The following is a 20,113-nucleotide window of genomic DNA, read 5'->3' on the forward strand; positions in this document are numbered from 1 at the left end:
GTACCTTTCCGGAGCGCTGAAGCGCAACTACGTACCTTTCCGGAGCGCTGAAGCGCAACTACGTACCTTTCCGGAGCGCTGAAGCGCAACTACGTACCTGCACTGCAAACATGAGATGCTGCCATTACTTCGGTTCGTGACTCGCAATCCGCTTGCCTTCGCCATCGTACACCTGCATCGGAATTTTCGCATTTTCCGCGATCGCCTCCAAGGCCTTTTGCAAAGTAGCAACGTGCTTTTCCACAGCTTGGCGACTCTTCACAGAATTATTGTTATTCGCCTGAATGAAAGTTTGTTGCAACTTCTCCACGTAATCGGAATTCATCTGCACCGCAATCAAACCATTGCTCACAGTATAGTCACAAATTTTTGGCTTGCCTTTGCAAGTTCTATCTAAATCCGTGCGCGCTTTTTGCAAGTTTCTTTCTTCCCGCAACTTAACTTCCGCTTGCTGCAATGATGTTGTATAGGATTCTATCAGCGGTTTGGCTTTTTGGGAATAGGAAGTAGCCGCCGGAACTTGCTCCGCGTAACTCAAAGCTCTTCGCCAGTTTTCCGATGCTTTAAACCAGCCGTTTTTGCCCTCAAAAATTCGAGCTTCCGCTGCTAAAGTCACAGCTTGAGTGTAGGCATTTTCCGAAATTCCTTCCACATTTCGGCGCTCGCGAGCTTGTGAAAGCTTGGTTTCGTATTTCGGAACTAGCAATCTACCTAGTTGATAAGATTGCGTGTTGCTGGGAATTTCTGATATAATTCCTAGGGCTTTTTCCCAACCTGCTTCCACTTGTCCCCATGTCTGCGATGTCTGAGCTACTGCTTCCCGAGCTTCTGCTATTTGGGCTGCACTTTTGGCGGCGATCAACAGTTTTTCGGCTTGTTTTTCTGTGCCTAATTGCCGATTTCCAGTGGCTAAATTCTTTCGGTATTCCTTCGCCTTTGTCTGAGCATATGGATAAACTGGGCTGCTTGTGGGGATTTCTCCGAGTTGGCCGATCGCACTTTGCCACAATTTTTCGGCTTGCTGCAAGCTCTGTTCGGAAACAGGCGGATTTTGGGTTTTCCCGGCTGCCGACTGTGCGAGGCGCGCTGCATCGATCGCAGATGTGATATTTTGACTTTGCTCCTGATATTTTTCGATCGCAGTTTGAGCCTCACCGCGATGAATTGACCAAGCCGGAATTGGTTCCAAAAGTGCGATCGCCTGTTTTAACTGTTCCTGCGCCTCTTCCGGGCTGCTAGCAACCTTGGAAGTTTTCAGAGTCTTCGCCGAATTGTCGCTCAACTGTTTGGCATTGGCTAATGCAGTACATTCTCCGATGACGCAGGGCCGACTCAGCAGGTAATAACCGCCCGCCAAAATCACCGCCACCAGACTTACCATTCCGGCCACCACCAACATCGTAAACGGTGAAGTCTTCGGCGTTTCGGCGACTGTTACCGCTTCCATATCCAGCGCATCGAAGGGATTTTCTGCGATATTTTCCGGGATTGCAGCTACCTTAAAGGCGATCGGATCGGAATCGCTGGAACTCTCGGAAAAATTAGGGAAATATTCATCACCGCCCGCATTTTTAACATCCGTTTCTAACGATATCTCCTCCGCTACATCCGGCGTCTCAGCAGCATTTTCTGCTAAAACTATCCCCGTTTCTGCTGCGGGTTGCTTCTCGGGTTTTTTTAGCACTTCCACTGTTCTGGGTCTTGACAAAACAGGGTTGTGCATGGTAAAAGAATGGAAAGCATAAGGCTGTTTTTGCCCGGTGATTTTGAGGCAAAGTCCAATCTGTTGAATCGATTCCGGTTCTATTTCGAGAATTGCTGCTTCTAGCACCGCAAAAGTCGGTTTAGCTTTGAGAACTAAACTACGCGGGTGTTCTCCCACAACAGTTAAAGAGTCATCTCGAAAATCGCAACTGATATAAAGCGGTAAATTTTTAAATCCGGCTGCTTGCAAGTGCTTTTGTAACTCTACTTCTAGAATTTGTGCCTTGCTTTGTCGCGCTGCTACTGTCATATTTTTTCCTCCTCTGTCTACTATCACCACACTTGAAATTTTAGATTTTAGATTTTAGATTTTAGATTGCAATTTCGGATTGTGAAATTGCAAAATAGTCGGTATTCTGATTTGTTTGAACTTTTGCACCAACTCAGGCAAATCTTAAGTCTCAAATCTCAACTCTCAAATCTTAACTCTCAAATTTCAACTTGCAAGGCCTCTCCATAACTTTCGCTGAAATAAACTTGAGTCACATCAAAACGGCCGCCGTATTGTTTCAAAGGTTCTGCTGCATAACCAAGCGGTAGCAAACAGCATACATCTACTTCTGCGGGAATTTGAAAGGCTTCTTTCACCTTAGCTGCGACAAAACCTTCCATCGGACAACTGTCTACTCCAAAGCTTTTAGCTGCAATCATTAAATGAGCTACTGCGAGCATTGTATGTCTGTTTGTCCAAGCTTCTACGGACTCAAAGCATGGATGGTTCTCGAACAATTGCGGGATTGCTTGTCGCATATAACCAGCTAAATTCTCGTTCATTCCACCTACGGCTTTGCCCAATTCGATGACGGCTTCGGTGTTTTCGGGTTGGGCGGCGCGCCGATCGCCACAACAGATTAACACGATCGGGGCTTCTACCACTTGCCGCTGGTCGAAGGCACAAGCTTTTAATTTTTCTTTGCTGGCTGGATCTTTAAGTACAATAAACCGCCAAGGCTGCAAATTATAACCGGAGGGCGATCGCACTCCCAAGCGCAAAATCTCTGCCAATATTGCTGGGGGAATCGGATCGCACTTGAAGCTGCGCGCGGCCCGCCGGCTTTCGATCGCAGTTTTAACATTAATTGAAGGTTGGATTTCAATTGGCATGGATTATTGGTTATTAGTTATTAGTTATTGGTTATTGGTTATTGGTTATTGGTTATTGGTTATTGGTTATTGGTTATTGGTTATTGGTTATTGGTTATTGGTTATTGGGTCAACTGTCAACTGTCAACTGTCAACTGTCAACTCTATCCCAAGCCTAACTCGCGCTTGAGTAAATTAATCGACTTAGAGCCGATGTAATTTTCCGAGCATACCAGTTGCGGAGGACGAATAATATCCTCTCTGGCGGCGTTAATGGCAGCTTTTACTGTAGCAAAACTCGGTTGGTCGCAGAAAATAGTTCTAGCCGATCGCACGATCGAGTTAATCTTGTAAGCATCCGACAGCAAAGCCGTCATCACCAGCAAATCCTCGCCCCGGAGACTGTGAATAATCACTTCAGTCGATCGCAACATTCCCGAACTCAGGCTCACGATACCCAAATAACTGTCCTTCGGCAAACTCCCCACTAACTGAATTTCCTGAACATAATCATAGATGTCTACGGGAATCACTCGCACCGAACGCGGCGCCGAAATCAATTCCGCTTGTCCGATAAAATAACGACTGGTGATTACAGTTCCCGCAGAGATGTTATCCAGAAAAGTACCTAAATCTTCCATCGCCACTAACTGGATGGGAATCCGCAAAGCTTGTTCCAGTTCTTTCGCCATCAGCTCACCCACGCCGATGTCTTCTGTGGGGGCTGTGACGACCACCCGCGCGCTGCACCGGAGTCGCCAGTCAATTTCGGCCAAAAATAATTCCCTAGCTTGGTTGAGCGTACAGCCCTGTCCCAGCAGTTGATCCATACTTTCTTGCACTATTTTATTGGCAAGGGGATATTCATCAAGAATCGGGGATTTGAGTTTGCTGCCGCCTTCGTGCCCTTGGGCGCGCACGTAAATCCCCGATCCGGCTTGGGCTTCTACGAGTCCGGTATTTTCTAGTTGTCGGTATACTTTGCTGATGGTGTTGCGGTGCAAACCCGTCTGCATCGCTAGCTGCCTCGTGCTGGGCAAGCGGTGCCCGGGCGGAAACTGGCGCGAGGCGATCGCAAACCTGATTTGATTGAATAGTTGCGTAGATGCAGGGATCTCGCTATCTGTTTGAATATGAAACTGAACCATATTAAAGGCTCCGACGACTTTAATTTAATATTGCTATCAGAAAATTGGGTTAAAAACCCCGTCCTTTTAGGACGGCTTTTTGCCATTGTTAAGTAAAATGACAAATCCATCTCCACAAATGAATATGGTAGAATAACCACATCAGACAAGATGTAAAAACCTACCCCCGGACTGGGGGAAAGTCTACGCCCAAAACATTTTTGAGGAGATATGACCACGCACTCTTTTGTGCAAACGTGGTCAGCCTGGGAACCCACGCTTGCGCGGGATATTAAGACCCAAAAGTCTTAAGAATCCTCGTACCTGATAGTCGAGGAGTGTCAAAGGATCTATATACCGCACATGGGATTGCCCGGATATCTCTGCATACAGCATAATCTGATTTGGTTCCTCTGCGACGGCAGTTTTGCTTGATTTGCGATCGGGCCTGATTTGTAAGTGCGATCGCAGCCTCCGGCGTTTCCCTCAAAAATCAGCCGTAGGGTGCGTCAGTTTGACAATTCTCAATCATTATCAAAAATCTCACAACTGACGCACCATTTATCCCCGGGTGCGTCAGTTGTGAGATTGTGAATTTATCGCAAAAATTTGCCAAGCTGACGCACCCTACTGCACTTAATTTGATTTAATCTACGGCTATTTCCATCTCACTTGCAGTCTTTCTCCCCTTCATAAAATAAGTCCGCATTTCCCCTTTACCCTTAATCTCAATCAAACCCCGCTCTTGAAATTCATATTTATCCCGCAGCAACTCGTAAGTATAGATACTAACTTGAATGCTGCCGGGGATGCCGTGAGATTCCATGCGGCTGGCTGTATTCACCGCATTTCCCCACAAATCGTAAATGAATTTTTTAGTGCCGATTACCCCCGCTACCACCGGGCCGCTATTAATTCCGATGCGGATGTCAAAATTCGAGTCTAGCTTCACATTTAATTCCTGAATTGCCGCTAGCATATCCAGTGCCATTTCGGCGATCGCCTCTGCGTGATCTGGGCGCTCAATGGGAATGCCACCTACTACCATATAAGCGTCCCCGATCGTCTTAATTTTTTCCAACCCGTGCTTGTCAGTCAGTTGGTCAAAAGTTGAAAAAATTTCATTCAGCAAGTATACCAATTTTGTGGCGGACATCGTAGTAGAAATTTGAGTAAAATTCACCAAGTCAGCGAAAAGAATTGTAGCTTTTTCAAACTTGTCCGCAATTACCCCCGGTTCGTGCTTCAACCTATCTGCAATAGCTTCTGGTAAAATATTTAGCAGCAAACTATCAGTTTTTTTCTGTTCTTTTCTGAGAGCAGATTCCATCTGCTTGCGCTTGGTGATATCGTGAAAGAATACAGAAATGCCATCGTGAGAAGGAAAAGCCCGCACTTCCAACCAGACTTTTAAGGGATGATAATATTTGTCAAAAGTTACTCCGACTTGTTTAGATACAGCTTCATGAGACTCTTTATAGAATACCGAATTTACTAAATCTGGATACTCTTCCCAAAAATTTTTACCAAAAAGTTCTTCCGGCTCGCGCTGCAAAAATTGCGCTGCTTTATAATTGACGTAAGTAAATCGCCACTGGGGATCGAGAGCAAAAAAAGCATCACTCATTCCTTCTAAAAAATTGACAATTTGCTCGTCACTAGAACGGAGTTTTGCTTCTACTTGTTTTTGCCTGAGTTGCGCCCGCTTTAATTTAGCATAATTAATTCGCAACTCCATTTGGCTAATAACTTGCCTTCCTAAAGTCCGCAGGGCTTCTAGTTGTTCTGAGGTGAGATGGCGAGGAACTGTATCTATGGCGCACAAAGTGCCAATGGGGAAACCCTCAGGAGTTACTAACGGTGCCCCAGCATAAAACCGAATATTTGGATCGGAAGTTACTAGCGGATTGCCGGCAAAGCGATCGTCTTCCATAGCATTAGGTATAACTAGCAATTCGTTGGGATTTAAAATAGCGTGAGAACAAAATGCTATCTCTCTGGGAGTTTCTGTTGCTCCAAGACCGACTTTTGATTTAAACCACTGTCTGTTAGTATCTACTAAGCTGACTAAAGCAATAGGAGTGCCGCAAATATAGGATGCTAAAGCTGTTAAGTCATCAAAAGCTCCTTCGGCATCTGTATCGAGAATATTGTAGTGGTTAAGTGCTTTTAGCCTGTCTGCTTCATTGCTAGGCAAAGGTGCAGATTGCATCGGTGGCGGTGCGACTACACTTTTTGTCCGAAAAATGCGCGCCAGTCTCCGTGCTGCAAATTTTTGGACTTGCACCGCTAGTTTTTCAACGAACACAAACAGACCGATTTGCCAAGCTTTATTCATATTTATTTATGTTGGTCACACATGATGGAACTGCGGGCGATCGCACTGAAAGCATCTCAGGTTTGCATTTGTAGTGCATTTCAAGAGTTCTCGTGCTATGTATAGCACGCAAGCCAGCACAGCACTTTCAACAGTTGACAGTTGACAGTTGACAGTTGACAGTTTGAGAGCGACCTCTACCCTTAAGTCAGAGGATTGGAGTAATGAATAGTCTAATTTTCATTTCTCCCTCAAAGGGAAAGGCTTTCAACCAATTCTTTCTGGTAAAAAAAATGCTTTTTGCAAAAATTGAGATGCTGGCGATCGCACTTTTGGCGATCGATACCTATGCACTTATCCCAACTAAGTCCTCAATCTCCAGAGCTTTTGTTGGCAGTTCCCCCGTCAATACTTCTCTACCCCCTGCGCTCACAAGTATATCATCCTCAATGCGTATCCCCCGGACATCCGCAAATTTACCCAACTCGTCCCAGTTTACGAAATTTTCATATTTGGCGCGAGTTTCTGGGTTATTTAAGATAGCCGGAACTTGGTAAAAACCCGGTTCAATCGATACCAGCATTCCCGATCGCAAAACACGATTAAGTCGCAAAAATCCCAGCCCAAACCGACTGCTTCTCACTCTCCCCGCTTCATAGCCTGCCAAATCTCCCAAATCTTCCATATCGTGAACATCCAAACCAATTAAATGTCCGATTCCGTGCACAAAAAACAGCGCGTGAGCATCCATTTCTACCAAATCGTCAACATTACCCCGCAAAATACCCAAATCGACCAATCCTTCCGCCATAATTCTAGCAGCCAACAGGTGAATGTCTTGATATTCCACGCCGGGACTAATCTTATCAATACAAGCATCATGGGCTGCCAAAACTACATCATAAATCGCTCTTTGAGTCGGAGAAAACTTGCCCGAAACCGGCCAAGTGCGAGTCACATCAGCCGCCCATCCCATTGACGATTCTGCACCGACATCTGCTAACAGCAAATCTCCTGCTTGTACCGGATTGTGATAGTGTTCGCTGTGCAAAACTTCCCCCTGCACGGTGACAATACTTGGGTAGGCGTAAGTCATATTTTCCGAGATGATGACACTTTCCATAGCCGCCCGCACACCCGCTTCAATCTTAGCTGTTGGAGTTGCCCTCATGCCCGCTTTGTGAGCTGCTACGGTGACAGCCGCAGCTTGACGCAATTCAACCAAACTGGCTGCATCGTGGCTCAGGCGCAGCGAGACGATCGCCTGAGTTAACTCTAGATCGATGCCGGTTGGCGATTTGGAGGGTGCTAAAGAGCGATCTAGAATATCCGACTGTTGCAACCGGATCGAGCTATCCTGAAGGGCGATCGTAGCTGCATTTGTCCCTCGCGCTTTCAACTCACTCATGGGGAAAGCAGCATCAGCGCCAATTCGTTCAGCAATTTCCGCTCTTTTCGGCATTTCCCCGTGCCAAAGCGTGCTACCAGGATCGGCATCATCTAAGAACAGTTCTAACTTGCCCGATTCTAAACGAATCGCAGCATTTTCTAACGGCAAACCAGCAAAATATAGAAAGTGACTGCTGGCGCGAAAAGGATAAACAAGTGCCGGATAATTGCGAGGAATGCTGCGGCCAGACCATAGAATTACAGGAAAATCAATTAAACTGGCCAGTTTTTGCCGCCGTTCGTGTAAAATATTTCTTAACAATTCATCACCTTTTGTAATTTGCATGGGTCAAAATTCATAATTTTGAGTTCGGTTTGTAGTAAGGACTTCAGTCCTTTGATTCTAAGCATCACAGCACAAAAGTCCAGGCTTCAAATTTAGCAGCCATTTTGGGGAAAAGCCTCATCTTTATTTTCTTTTTTGCTGCACTCTTTAGTGCTATGTTTGCGATCGTCTTTGTCATCATCCTGGGCCTAATTTTGTTCACCACGAACCTTCGCCGACTGCCAGGATAAAAAAGTTGAAAGTGTTACTGCACAAGCAATACAGCAAGAATTCAACACCCGGGATCTGCCAAATTAGTCGATCGGATTGTTGTTGATTTTGTGACATGAGTAATAGCCTCTATTGACGATCGTATATTTTAGACTTTAAAGTATAAGTAAATTCACTGAAAAAAATATGAAAACTTCTCACACAACTTCTAAAACTTCGGTGCAAGTACGCGATTGGCCGATCGAACACTTGCCGGGATTGAGCAACGCAAACCAGTCTCAACTAGAAGAGTGCGGCATCACAACAATCGGACAACTAATTCGGATGACGAAAACACCGGCGGCGAAAGTGCTGCTAGCACAGCAATTACAGATTAACGTTCAAAATCTTAATAAATGGGTAGCAATGGCAGAGCTGGCTCGAATTCCGAGTGTAGGCTGTCAGTATTGCGGGCTGTTGCTGCACGCAGGCGTTGCTTCAGCCGCTCAATTGGCTCAAATGCCTGTGGAGAGACTGCACCAACAAATCCTCAGACTCCACGTAGCGACAATGCAGCGCAATGATTTGACTCCTTCAGTCGATCGCGTGCAAAAATGGGTTCTACAAGCTAGATTAGTTAGCAGTCATTAGTTATTGGTTATTAGTTATTAGTTATTGGTTATTGGTTATTTGTTGCTTCCAATGCCCAATGCTTTTCGACCCAATTCCCAATTCCCAATTCCCAATTCCCAAATATTATGTCTGTTCAAGTTTACGGAATTCCCAACTGCGGAACCTGCAAAAAAGCTTTCCAGTGGCTCAAAGATAACGCTGTCACTTACGAATTTATTAACACAAAAGAACAGCCACCCACTCGCGAAACCATTCACAAATGGGTAGCTACTTTAGGTTTTCAACCAATGCGAAATACATCCGGTCAATCTTACCGCGCCTTGGGTGACGAGAGGCAAGACTGGACGAATGCAGAGTGGGTGGAAGCTTTTGCTAAAGATGCGATGCTGCTGAAACGTCCTCTTTTTGTTAAAGATGGAACGGCTGTTTTAGTAGGTTTCAAAGCAGAAGTGATTCGCGAAAAATTGGGGATTTGAACAAACTAAGTTGAGCGTATTTTTCGCATAAACTTCATTTCACCGATATCATCAGTGAAACCCCAGCGTTTGTAAAATGGGATCATTTTCGGCAAACAGTTAAGAGACAAATTCTCCACGGCTTGCAGTTGGGGATGATTTAAGACTGCATCCATCAACACCTTACCCAGTCCCATCTTTCTGTATGTTGGGTGGACAATCACATCAAAAATTGTGCCTCTGTAGACAAAATCAGTCATGACGCGGGTAAAGCCAATTAGCCGTAGCTTGCGGGGCGGGACGCCATCGCCCTCATCGACCAAACCAATGATAACATCAGTCGCGGCCAGCATCCTCACCACATCCTCCCGCTTCCGCTTGTCGCACCAAAACTCGTTTTTGTACAAATCCATCAAGTCGGAAACCTGACTTTCAGTCAGAGTTTCGACGATTCGATACTTATCCATGTTGTCGGTCATACTGAATTTTACCGTAATCTAGTTTAATTGCGCGATCGGCTAGATCGAAATAGCGATCGTCATGACTAATCACAAACACCGTTTTCCCGCGGCGCTTCAACTCCGGTAACAACTGCTTGTAAAAAATATCCCGAAAAAACGGATCTTGATCCGAAGCCCACTCATCAAACAAATAAATCGGCCTATCTTCCAAATAAGCCGTCAACAAAGCCAACCGTTTTCGCTGCCCCTGAGACAAAGCCGTAGTAGATAAAATACCATCTTTCACCTCAACCTTCTTATCCAAATGAAATTCACGCAGATATTCAGCCGCCTGATTGTCCAAATCGTGATTAGTCATCCCCAAAAGGCGATCGAACAAATAGAAATCCGAAAAAATAGCAGAAAAATGCTGCCTGTACCACTCTCTATTGTCATTAGTAATCTGCTGTCCATCTAAGAGAATATCTCCAGATTCAGGAATGTACAAACCAGTAAGTAACTTAGCAAAAGTAGACTTACCGCTGCCATTACCACCCACAATAAACACCAATTCACCCGGATGAAACTTTAAACTAATTTCGCCCAAAACAAAATTACTGTCTTCCTTATCTCCCGGATAGCTGTGAGTAGTCCCCTTCAACTCCAGGATTTTCCAATCAGCATTTTTCACTGGTTGAAGCGCAGCATTTATCTCAGCTTGACTCGCCAAAGCCAATCCCATTTTCTCAATCTTCTCCACAGAAGTATTAGCCCTAAAAATAGCCGGCAACCTTTGCAAAATATTCTGAAACGGAGACATCAAATAGGTACTTGTCAGAATATAAGCTGACAAAACAGGCGTAGAAACTGCCACAAATTTCGGCACAGCAAACAACAGCAAACCAATCAGCATAAAAAATAGCAATTGCCCGACTCCCGTCGCCACTGCTGCGGTATTCAGCGCCTGCAAATTGTAATCGCGGGAATCAGCAGCACTTACCTGCAACTCTTCATCAAAAAATTCCTGACGGCGCAACGAATGCAGTTTAAGTTCCTTAATTCCTTCAGTAATGCTGCGAAAATGCTTGAACAATATATCTTGTTCTTCCCGCGCCAAATCAAAAAATTTCCGCATTTTGTTAAGCAGCAACTGTACCGTACCAATAGTCAGCGCTAAAAAAGCAAATACAACAGCAAAAACAACCCCCGAAAGCGTGCTTAAATAAGTCAAACACCCAACAACAACGGCAATATCAACGCAGAGAAAAGGAATCAAAAATATAGTATTAGAAAGAGTTCCCACATCATCGGTAAGGGTAGCCAGCAACCGATTAGCGCCCAATTCTTCCAAGTGCCGCAAAGGAGAAGACAAAATCCCTCGACTCAAACTCAGCCGCAAATTGTAAACAGCTTCTTGAGAAAGGTAGATTAACAAAAATTGGGAGATAACTCCGGTGACGAGGGCTAAAACTGCCAATCCAGCAAAATACCAGACTAAATTTTGATTGGAATTATCGCTGATGGCGCGGTTGATGAAAGCAATTAACTGGGCGCTGCAACCACCGCTAATTAAGCCTGTGAGTATGGCGATGGAAACATTCAACCAAGAAGCTTTTAATAGTAGCCAGATTACATTCATGCGATTTTACTTTGAGTTTAATAAGTGTTCGTAGTGAGGACTTCAGTCCTCTCTTATTTGAAGAGGACTAAAGTCCTCACTACGAACCTGATTGATGCGGACTAAAGTCCTCACTACGAACCTAATTGATGCGGACTAAAGTCCTCACTATGAACCTAATTACTGATGCAATTCAGTCTCGTCTGTTTCAAATATTACTTGATTGTAAATCTCGCTCATTGACATTTGCACTCCCAGCCCAGGGAAAGCAACTGTTACAGATTCTCCCTCATATTCCTGAAACAACCATTGATTTGATTCATTCTTAATATATTGTTCCACTAAAAATTCTTGTTGGCTGACTAATACATACTCGCGGAATTCAGGGATCGATCGATAAAACCGAAACTTATCCTCTCGATCGAAATCCTTAGTAGACTTAGAAAGCACTTCCACAATCATGATTGGATTAAGTATCTCATCACTGCGCCCTTCGCTAAAAACTGGTTCTCCTTCAATCACCATCACATCGGGGTAAGTTCCCCGTCGATATCGAGGAATCCACAACCGCAAATCGTTGTGAAAAACCTCAAAAGGCTGCCCCTCCAGCAAGTTTCCTAAAACTCTGCTCAAATTTCGGATAATCCGGCTGTGATTAATTGTGCCGCCTGTCATCTCTACAATTTCTCCATCGCGATATTCATTTCTAAACTCGGTAGTTTCTTCTAACTCTCGGTACTCATCTGGAGTATAAAAGTTTTGCTTGGTTTTTACTAACATTTTCACCTCTGTTGCGACTTTGTTAATTATTGACTTCGGAAGCATTCATTTCAATAACTGTTGCTTCATTCAGCACGGGAAAATTTACCGAATTCGCAATATAACAAACATGATGTGCATTGTCGTGCAAACTGCGTGCTTTTTCCAAATCATTACCAGCTTCGATGGTTACTTTCGGACGTAGAATTACCTCGGTAAATCTAATTTTGCCATCTTTTTGTGTCATTGTACCTGTCGCTTCATCCGAGTAAGAAATCACCCGAATCGCAGCACGAGCACATAAAGCAAGATAGCTCAACATATGGCAAGCTGACAGCGACATTACCAATAAATCTTCTGGATTGTACAGTGCAGCATCGCCCCGAAAAGTTGGGTCTGCTGAACCTAGGAATGGTGGTTTACCCTCGATATTTATTGTATACTCGCGAGAATAAGCATCATAAGATGAAGTAGTACCTTGACTGGCACCTGTCCAAACTGTATGGATGCGGTAGGTGTGTTCTTTGCTCATTTATATTAATTTGGTAATTAAAATTATAATTAATATTATATCACAGGATCTGTTTGTAGTGAGGACTTCAGTCCGCATCAAATGCTGAGGACTGAAGTCCTCACTACGAACCGATTTTTTGAATTGAAAAAGCGCCTAACTTGTTACAGTTAGGCGCTATATAATCTTTCAAGATTCCCGAAAATTAATCGTTGCGAGACACAAGATTTGATTCAACTTTAGTAGTTGCAACTGGTACAATCCGACTCAATGCTGATTGCAGCATCGGAGTTTTGGTGACAGAATCGTTTGCTAAGTTAAACAAAGGGTTCGATAAAATTCCTGCCAATGTTGTTGCAACTAAGGTGAGTACAACGCTGACCTGCAATGGCCGCATTCCCTGAAGGTTCCAGCGAACTGGCGGATAGTTTTTCACGGAGTCTGACATTTCTTGAGGTTCTTTTACTACCATCATTTTGACGACGCGGATGTAGTAGTAAATTGAAACTACGCTGGTGATTAATGCCAGGATAACTAAGCCGTAAAGTCCAGCTTGCCAGCCTGCCCAAAATAGATAAATTTTGCCGAAAAATCCAGCCAGTGGCGGAATTCCACCGAGGGAAAGCAGGCAAATACTTAAGGCTAATGTTAGCAGCGGGTCTTTTTGATACAAACCGGAGTATTCGCTGATTTGGTCGGTTCCTGTCCGCAGGGAGAAGAGGATGATGCAGGCGAAAGCGCCTAGGTTCATGAACAGGTAAACCAACATATAAAATATCATGCTGGAGTAACCGGCTTCGGTTCCTGCGACTAAACCAATCATCACAAATCCGGCTTGGGCGATCGACGAATAAGCTAAAAGCCGCTTCATGCTAGTCTGGGCGAGGGCCACCACATTGCCTAACACCATGCTGAGTATGGCTAAGGCTGTGAATACGAAGTGCCACTGTTCTGTGAGTGCGGGGAATGCACTTGTTAATAACCGGATGGCTAGGGCAAAACCGGCGGCTTTGGAACCGACGGAAAGGAAGGCAACAACTGGTGTGGGCGAACCTTCGTAAACGTCTGGAGTCCATTGGTGGAAAGGAACTGCGGAGATTTTGAAGGCGATTCCGGCGATCGCAAAAATCAATGCAATCACCAAACCAAGAGATTCACCGTTATTAACTGTAGAAAGGTTGGCTGCGATCGCACTTAGAGTAGTTTGGCCGCCAGACAATCCGTACAGCAGCGAAATACCGTAGAGAAACACCGCCGAAGAAGATGCACCAATTAACAAATATTTCAAAGCAGCTTCATTGGAACGCGGATCGCGTTTTGTGTAACCCGTCAGCAAATAAGACGAGATACTCAGAGTTTCCAACGAAATAAAAATCATCACCAATTCATCGGCGCCACTGAGGAACATTCCCCCCAAAGTAGCCGTGAGCAAAATGCCGATAAATTCCGCTAAAGCAGTACCCGTTTGCAGTACGTAGCGCACGGATATCAAAATAGTGACAGCCGCCGTCAAAGCGATAATTCCGCGAAACACCAAACTCAAGGCATCGCTGTTAAAACCGCCCAGAAACGAGATAGTGTTAGTGTTATCCCACTGCAAACACAAAGCAGCGACGGCGGCTAGCAAACCCGCAACGGCAACGTAGGGAGTCCAAGCCGAGGAACTGCGGCCTACGATTAAATCGCCGACGAGAACCACCAAGAGGGTGATGATGACAATTCCCTCGGGTAAGATAGTTCCAGCGTTTAGCTGGGCTGCAAGAGTAGCAAAATCCATATTTTCAGTCACGTTGGGTAATACAGGCCCAAAAGGCTGTAATGGGCAGTTAGCTCGTAAAAATTCTTTACCAAACTGGATTGTAGCTGATTACAGCTTCGCGATCCCAGTTTTGAGATGTTTGTTGCCAGATAAGTTGATACAAGGTACGTAGTTACTCTCTTTGCGCTCTTTCATATAGATTTAAAGAGCGCTGAAGCGCAACAACATACCTAAGCGTTAACTCCCATATTCTGCCTGTTGCGTCCAGGAGTGTAGAAAATTTAACCAATTACTCAACATGACTGACTCGCTAAGTGCCTACAAACAGCAGATTCTGAATGACTTTAACAACCGCCCGGATTACGAAAATGAATTTCACAAACGGGCTGCAACTCGGTTAGTAGAATTGGCAAAATTGCGATCGCACCAGCAAGTTCTAGATATCGCTACCGGCACAGGTTTAGCGGCGATTGCGGCGGCCCAGGTTGTTGGGGCTCTTGGCTGGGTTTTGGGAACTGACTTTGCTGCGGGAATGTTGCAGCAAGCGAGGCAGAAAGTTGCAGGTTTAGGGCTGGCGAATATCGAGTTTGCCGAAGCAGACGCCGACGAACAAGAATTTTCCGACAACCAATTTGATGTAATTTTGTGTTCCAGTGCGATCGTCTATTTTACAGGTATTCCACAAGCTCTCCGTCAATGGTACAATGCTCTGAAACCGGACGGAACTCTCGCGTTTTCCTGTCTGGCAGAAACCTCTCCAACTACATCTATATTGTTTCGGGAAGTTGTGCAGCGATACGGCATTACGATTCGCAATCCCAACGAGTTACTGGGGACGCACGAGAAGTGCTGCCAAATTTTGCGATCGATCGGGTTTGAGAATATTGAAATTACCAACGAGCAATTTGGATTTGACTTACAAGATGCAGAAGCTGCTTGGAATGGCAACGCAAACAGCGCATTTGGACTTCAGGGAGTGCAATGGTCATACCAGCAATGGGAACAATGCAAACAAGACTATTTTGCCGCAATAAATGCAGTCTCAAGGGCACAAGACTTTTGGAACGATGTCACAATATTTTTTGTAATTGCCCGCAAATCTAATATAGGCGATCGCCCAAGCTCCGAAAATTTTTTCGCTTCACCCCTTGACACTGACGCCACGTGAGGGTTTTACGATTGATTCATTCCGCGATCGACTCTGAACCGAAAGGAGGAAAGGTATGCCACCCTTGGCGATGAAAGTCGGCGATTTGGCAAAACAAACAGGTGTGTCCGTCCGGACACTGCATTACTACGAAGAAATTGGTTTACTCTCGCCGTCGGGGCGGACTGAAACAGGCTATCGGCTGTATGCGAATAATGACATTATCCGCTTGCAGCAAATCGTATCGCTGCGACAAATCGGCTTTTCCTTAGAGGAAATCCGAGGATGTTTGGAACAGCGGAATTTCTCGCTAGAGCAAATCATTCAACTCCATGTAGCGCGTCTGAAAGAACAGATTGATTTGTCTCACCGATTGCTCAACCGATTGGAGTCGATTTCTAGCAGTTTACAATCGGCACAATCGGTTTCCGTCGAAAATTTGATTCACACCATTGAGGCAATTTGTATGTTTGAAAAATACTACACGCCTGAACAATTGGAAACCATCAAGCAACGCCGGGAGTTGTTGGGAGAGGAACGAATCCAGCAAAGTCAAACAGATTGGCAAAAACTCATTGAACAGGTTCGGACTCAAATGAAAAACGGCACAGATCCGGCTGACGAATCGGTGCAAGTCTTGGCTCGACGCTGGCTATAACTGGTTCAGGAGTTCACGGGCGGTGATGCGGAAATTGCGCGATCGCTCAACAATATGTATCAACAGGAAGGAGTAGAGGTTGTCTCCCAGGGTGCACTTGATTCAGCCGTGTCTGAATATATCGGCAGAGCGATCGCAGCCTTGAAACAATCAGCATAGTGAGTTTCCAGAAACTGGCTAAAAAATTGGGCGTTGCTTAATCAGGGTATGAAAAAAATAAGTTAAAAATCCCCAAGCTTTGTCGATACTGGTTTCTATGACTGGCATATTTAGCCTTTCATACCGTAATTAGCAACTATACAAAATAACCGGGCATTTGTTAAGAAATTTGAGATTTTGTGCTGCTGGCGATCGACTTATGATATATTTCTTAAACCTGAAAGCGGGAAAGTCCGGTGCAATTCCGGCGCTGTGCCGCAACTGTGAGAGTCAGAATGCCGATTTCAGGGCGCGTTTGCCGCGTTTACTTTTAGGTTCCCTGCGTCGCACGGGGAAGGAGATTATTTGTTGCTTTTGAGTGATTTACCGACTTGTCCCGGCTTATTTTACGGTTCCCAAGCCCGAGACGGCGTTTTATCGAGGATGCGGATTCCGGGGGGAATTTTAAATGTACAGCAGTGTTGGTCGATCGCCAATTTAGTCGATCGCTACAGTATCGGCTGTTTGCAAGTCACAAATCGGGCAAATTTACAAATCCGAGAATTGCACTCGGAAATTCCCTCAGAAGTTTGGCAAGATTTACAGGAATTGGGATTAGCGTCTCGGCGCGTTGAAGTTGACCAAATTCGCAATATAATGGCAAGTCCGACAGCAGGAATCGATCGCCAAAACTTACTGGATACTCGCCCGCTAGTTGCAGCTTGGGATAATTACCTGCAAACCCATCCTGAGTTATCGGAACTTTCCGCTAAATTCAGCATTGGCTTTGATGGCGGAGAATTAGTTTCTATCCGGAATTTCCGCAATGATATTTTATTAGTGGCAAAAAGGCGATTGACAAATTCCAAAATTATTTTTGGTCTGCATTTCAACGGCGTTGAGACCGGAATTATAATCGAAGAATCGCAATGTATTGTAGTATTAGCAAGCTTAACAAACGCGTATCTTGAATATACAAAAAGTCAGCCTCGAATTGATGGTAAAAAACCGCGTTTGCGTCATCTACTCGCTGATTGGGGTACAGAAAAATATCTAGAACAAGTAGAGAAAAATTTGCCGTTTGCATTGCGGCAAGAGGCGATCGAACTTTTTCTAAAAGACATATCCAACAACTCTTGTGGAACAGGCATCCTGCCTGTCACGAGCGCACCCAACGGTAATCTCGGCATTCACAGTCAACGACAGTCCGATTTCTCCTACATCGGCATTGCACTCCCCCTAGGCAAGCTAGAATCAAAGCAACTGAGAAATTTGGCAAATTTAGCCCAAAATCTAGGCGGAAGCACCCTGAGACTTACGCAGTGGCAAAATCTGCTGATTTCTGACATCCCCAACTCCCAGGTTTGCGAGGTCAATCAGCAAATCGCCGATTTAGGATTGCACTCATCTGCAACTCGCCTAGATTCCTGCTTAGTTGCGTGCGCCGGTAGCAGCGGCTGTGCGTCAGCAGCGACAGATACTCAAAGTGACGCCCTAGCAATGGTGAGGGATTTAGCGCAAAAACTGACGATCGACCGATCGATCAATATACATTTCAGCGGATGCGAAAAATCCTGCGCCCAACACCAGCCAATTGATATCACCCTAGTAGGAATTCAGATTCAGCAGAAAGGCGAAACGATCGCAGGTTACAACATTTATGCAGGTACAAAAGACTTGCCCTTTGGACGGCAAATCTTCCCAGCCATTAGTGTAGCCGAGATGCCTCGTGCGATCGAGCGAATGTTGCGCGTCTACCAGCGGTTTCGAGAACCTCGCGAGTCATTAGGTGAATTTTGCGATCGGTGGGCGATCGACAAATTGCAGAAATTACTGAACCCAGAAAATCATTAAAACAGACAAACTGTCATTATCTCCCCTTCTCTTTCTTACTTCGCGCCCTAGCGCTGACGCGCGGCTTCGCCTAAAGCGCCTTCGCGGTTCATTAAAAAAAGCCATTCCACAAATCAAACAAACTTCCCCTAACAATTTTAAATAAAGTTAAGTACAGTCTCCCAATTACCAATTCCCAATGCCCAATTCCCAATTCCCAATTCCCAATTCCCAATTCCCAATTATCTTAATGATTGACTACATCCGAGACGGAACAGAAATCTACACCAAATCCTTCGCCACAATCCGCGCCGAAGCAGACTTATCAAACCTGCCGCCAGACTTAGAAACAGTCGCAGTGCGACTAATTCACAGTTGCGGAATGATCGACATCGTTAAAGACTTAGCAGCTTCCCCCCTTGCCGCCACCCACGGGCGCAAAGCCCTCGCAGCAGGCGCACCAATTCTGTGCGATGCCAGGATGATAGCCGAAGGCATCACCCGCAAAAGGCTTCCCGCAGACAATCCAGTGATTTGCACCCTCTGGAATCCCGATGTACCGCAGTTGGCGCGGCAAATCGGTAATACTCGATCGGCAGCAGCACTCGATTTGTGGCTAGATAAGTTAGATGGTGCAGTTGTGGCGATCGGCAATGCCCCGACTGCTTTATTCCGATTGCTGGAAATGCTGGATGCTGGAGCCCCGAAACCGGCATTAATTCTGGGTTTCCCGGTAGGATTTGTGGGGGCGGCCGAATCCAAAGCCGAACTCGCTGCCAACAGTCGGGGAGTGCCATTTATCGCGCTACACGGACGGCGCGGTGGCAGTGCGATGGCAACAGCAGCCGTGAATGCGTTAGCTAAAGAGGACGAACTATGACTAAGACTACTGGTAAATTGTACGGATTGGGCATCGGCCCTGGCGATCCGGAATTGATAACTTTGAAAGCTTATCGGATTTTGCAATCGGTGCCGGTGATTGCGTATCCGGCGATGGAAAATGGTAAAGTGCTCGCGCGCGCGATCGTCGCAGATTACTTGCGCCCAGAACAAATTGAGATTCCGATGCCACTGCCTTTTAGCCCCACGCGATCGTCTCAACCGTATTACGATATTGCAGCCGAGAAAATTGCCGCCCACCTCAGCGAAGGGCGGGATGTGGCGGTTTTGTGCGAGGGCGAACCTTTTCTCTACGGCACGTTTATGTATTTGTTCAACCGTTTGTCGGGCAAATTTACAACCGAAGTTGTGCCGGGAATTTCTTCGACGATGGCGAGTGCGAGTGCCCTGGGAGTGCCACTGACTTATCGTAACGATGTGTTAAGTATTATGCCTGCGACGTTGGACGCTGATGTTTTGCGCGATCGACTGGCGCTGGTTGATGCTGCGGTGATTATTAAGCTGGGGAGGCACTTTGCGAAAGTTCGAGACGTGCTGATTGAGTTGGGACAATTCGATCGCGCACTATATATAGAACGCGCAACTATGCCGAATCAGTCCATTCGGGCGATCGCCGATGTCGATCCGGCCCAGGTTCCCTACTGGGCGTTGGTCATGATACCCAGCCAGCAAAAGTCTGTATCTTGACCTTATTCAACCCACATTCCGCACCCTAGGGCATCACACAGTATAATTACCCTGAAGGCGTTGCTGAATCAGGGTATGAGACGATAAAAAATGCGAGATTGGAGCCGAAAATGATTTCTGGGATTTTGATTGGGAATTGGAACATCTCCAAATTTCAGATAATGAATTAGTAATTTAACTGTCGGGGCGACAAGTCGCCTATAACGCAATACGGTTCACTTAAGACAGATCCCCCCTAACCCCCCTTAAAAAGGGGAGTAGGCAGGGTGGATTAATTGTCGAGAGGTTAAATCAAGGCGATGAACGCTATTGACCGACATTATACGAGGCATTTAACAGGTTTATCGGAACTAGATAAAT

17 protein-coding genes and 1 riboswitch are annotated in these 20,113 nt (G+C 45.5%); of the genes, 7 read left to right on the forward strand and 10 right to left on the reverse strand.

Annotated features, from left to right (window positions below; translation table 11 throughout):
- Positions 1 to 124: 124 nt before the first annotated feature.
- The 5 genes from JGK11_RS29720 to JGK11_RS29740 all read right to left on the reverse strand — a co-directional run bounded on the left by JGK11_RS29720 (position 125) and on the right by JGK11_RS29740 (position 8,026).
- Positions 125 to 2,014: a hypothetical protein gene (locus tag JGK11_RS29720; RefSeq protein WP_293214034.1), complete on the reverse strand. Its 1,890-nt coding sequence runs from the start codon at positions 2,012 to 2,014 to the stop codon at positions 125 to 127.
- A gap of 179 nt (positions 2,015 to 2,193) precedes the next feature.
- Positions 2,194 to 2,868, reverse strand: a complete 675-nt coding sequence (locus tag JGK11_RS29725) for a nitroreductase family protein (RefSeq protein ID WP_293186709.1) — start codon at positions 2,866 to 2,868, stop codon at positions 2,194 to 2,196.
- Positions 2,869 to 3,011: 143 nt separating this feature from the next.
- A complete protein-coding gene (locus tag JGK11_RS29730; RefSeq protein ID WP_293186711.1) occupies positions 3,012 to 3,995 on the reverse strand; it encodes a GntR family transcriptional regulator in 984 nt (327 codons plus the stop codon).
- Between the two features lie 625 nt (positions 3,996 to 4,620).
- Positions 4,621 to 6,312, reverse strand: coding sequence for an adenylate/guanylate cyclase domain-containing protein (locus tag JGK11_RS29735; RefSeq protein WP_293196462.1), 1,692 nt, complete (start codon positions 6,310 to 6,312; stop codon positions 4,621 to 4,623).
- 325 nt (positions 6,313 to 6,637) lie between these two features.
- On the reverse strand, positions 6,638 to 8,026 hold the full coding sequence (locus JGK11_RS29740) for an aminopeptidase P family protein (protein WP_293186713.1): 1,389 nt from the start codon (positions 8,024 to 8,026) through the stop codon (positions 6,638 to 6,640).
- Between the two features lie 396 nt (positions 8,027 to 8,422).
- Between JGK11_RS29740 and JGK11_RS29745 the strand changes: the two genes are divergently transcribed.
- Together JGK11_RS29745 and JGK11_RS29750 are read left to right on the forward strand one after the other, a co-directional pair.
- A complete protein-coding gene (locus tag JGK11_RS29745) occupies positions 8,423 to 8,866 on the forward strand; it encodes a DUF4332 domain-containing protein (protein WP_293186714.1) in 444 nt (147 codons plus the stop codon).
- 107 nt (positions 8,867 to 8,973) lie between these two features.
- Complete coding sequence (locus tag JGK11_RS29750) at positions 8,974 to 9,324, forward strand: Spx/MgsR family RNA polymerase-binding regulatory protein (protein ID WP_293186715.1); 351 nt, start codon at positions 8,974 to 8,976, stop codon at positions 9,322 to 9,324.
- 5 nt (positions 9,325 to 9,329) lie between these two features.
- On the opposite strand, the gene JGK11_RS29755 is transcribed toward JGK11_RS29750, so the two are convergent.
- The 5 genes from JGK11_RS29755 to JGK11_RS29775 form a co-directional block, all read right to left on the reverse strand.
- Positions 9,330 to 9,782, reverse strand: coding sequence for a GNAT family N-acetyltransferase (locus tag JGK11_RS29755; RefSeq protein WP_293186716.1), 453 nt, complete (start codon positions 9,780 to 9,782; stop codon positions 9,330 to 9,332).
- Entirely contained in the window at positions 9,763 to 11,382 is a 1,620-nt protein-coding gene (locus JGK11_RS29760) for a cyclic peptide export ABC transporter (RefSeq protein ID WP_293186717.1), read from the reverse strand. Before JGK11_RS29760 ends, JGK11_RS29755 begins: the two co-directional genes overlap by 20 nt.
- 159 nt (positions 11,383 to 11,541) lie before the next feature.
- A complete protein-coding gene (locus tag JGK11_RS29765; protein ID WP_293186718.1) occupies positions 11,542 to 12,141 on the reverse strand; it encodes a Uma2 family endonuclease in 600 nt (199 codons plus the stop codon).
- A gap of 22 nt (positions 12,142 to 12,163) precedes the next feature.
- Complete coding sequence (locus JGK11_RS29770) at positions 12,164 to 12,652, reverse strand: OsmC family protein (protein WP_293186719.1); 489 nt, start codon at positions 12,650 to 12,652, stop codon at positions 12,164 to 12,166.
- A 184-nt stretch (positions 12,653 to 12,836) separates the two neighbouring features.
- Positions 12,837 to 14,408 (reverse strand): NAD(P)H-quinone oxidoreductase subunit N, encoded by a 1,572-nt coding sequence (locus JGK11_RS29775; protein ID WP_293186720.1) that lies wholly within the window; start codon positions 14,406 to 14,408, stop codon positions 12,837 to 12,839.
- 280 nt (positions 14,409 to 14,688) lie between these two features.
- On the opposite strand from JGK11_RS29775, the gene JGK11_RS29780 reads away from it, so the two are divergent.
- From JGK11_RS29780 to JGK11_RS29800, 5 genes are all read left to right on the forward strand, one after another.
- A complete protein-coding gene (locus JGK11_RS29780; protein WP_293186721.1) occupies positions 14,689 to 15,558 on the forward strand; it encodes a methyltransferase domain-containing protein in 870 nt (289 codons plus the stop codon).
- 55 nt (positions 15,559 to 15,613) lie between these two features.
- Positions 15,614 to 16,195: a MerR family transcriptional regulator gene (locus JGK11_RS29785; protein ID WP_293186722.1), complete on the forward strand. Its 582-nt coding sequence runs from the start codon at positions 15,614 to 15,616 to the stop codon at positions 16,193 to 16,195.
- A gap of 344 nt (positions 16,196 to 16,539) precedes the next feature.
- Positions 16,540 to 16,656: riboswitch (cobalamin riboswitch) on the forward strand.
- 43 nt (positions 16,657 to 16,699) lie between these two features.
- Positions 16,700 to 18,187, forward strand: coding sequence for a precorrin-3B synthase (gene cobG, locus JGK11_RS29790; RefSeq protein WP_293214036.1), 1,488 nt, complete (start codon positions 16,700 to 16,702; stop codon positions 18,185 to 18,187).
- 229 nt (positions 18,188 to 18,416) lie between these two features.
- The gene (locus JGK11_RS29795; protein ID WP_293186726.1) at positions 18,417 to 19,046 is read left to right on the forward strand and encodes a precorrin-8X methylmutase; all 630 of its coding nucleotides are present in this window, start codon (positions 18,417 to 18,419) and stop codon (positions 19,044 to 19,046) included.
- Positions 19,043 to 19,753, forward strand: coding sequence for a precorrin-2 C(20)-methyltransferase (locus tag JGK11_RS29800; RefSeq protein ID WP_293193370.1), 711 nt, complete (start codon positions 19,043 to 19,045; stop codon positions 19,751 to 19,753). The genes JGK11_RS29795 and JGK11_RS29800 overlap by 4 nt, the downstream gene beginning before the upstream one ends.
- Positions 19,754 to 20,113: the final 360 nt, after the last annotated feature.

Origin of the sequence: Microcoleus sp. PH2017_34_RAT_O_A (assembly GCF_020737885.1) — a bacterium.
Taxonomy (GTDB): domain Bacteria; phylum Cyanobacteriota; class Cyanobacteriia; order Cyanobacteriales; family Microcoleaceae; genus Microcoleus.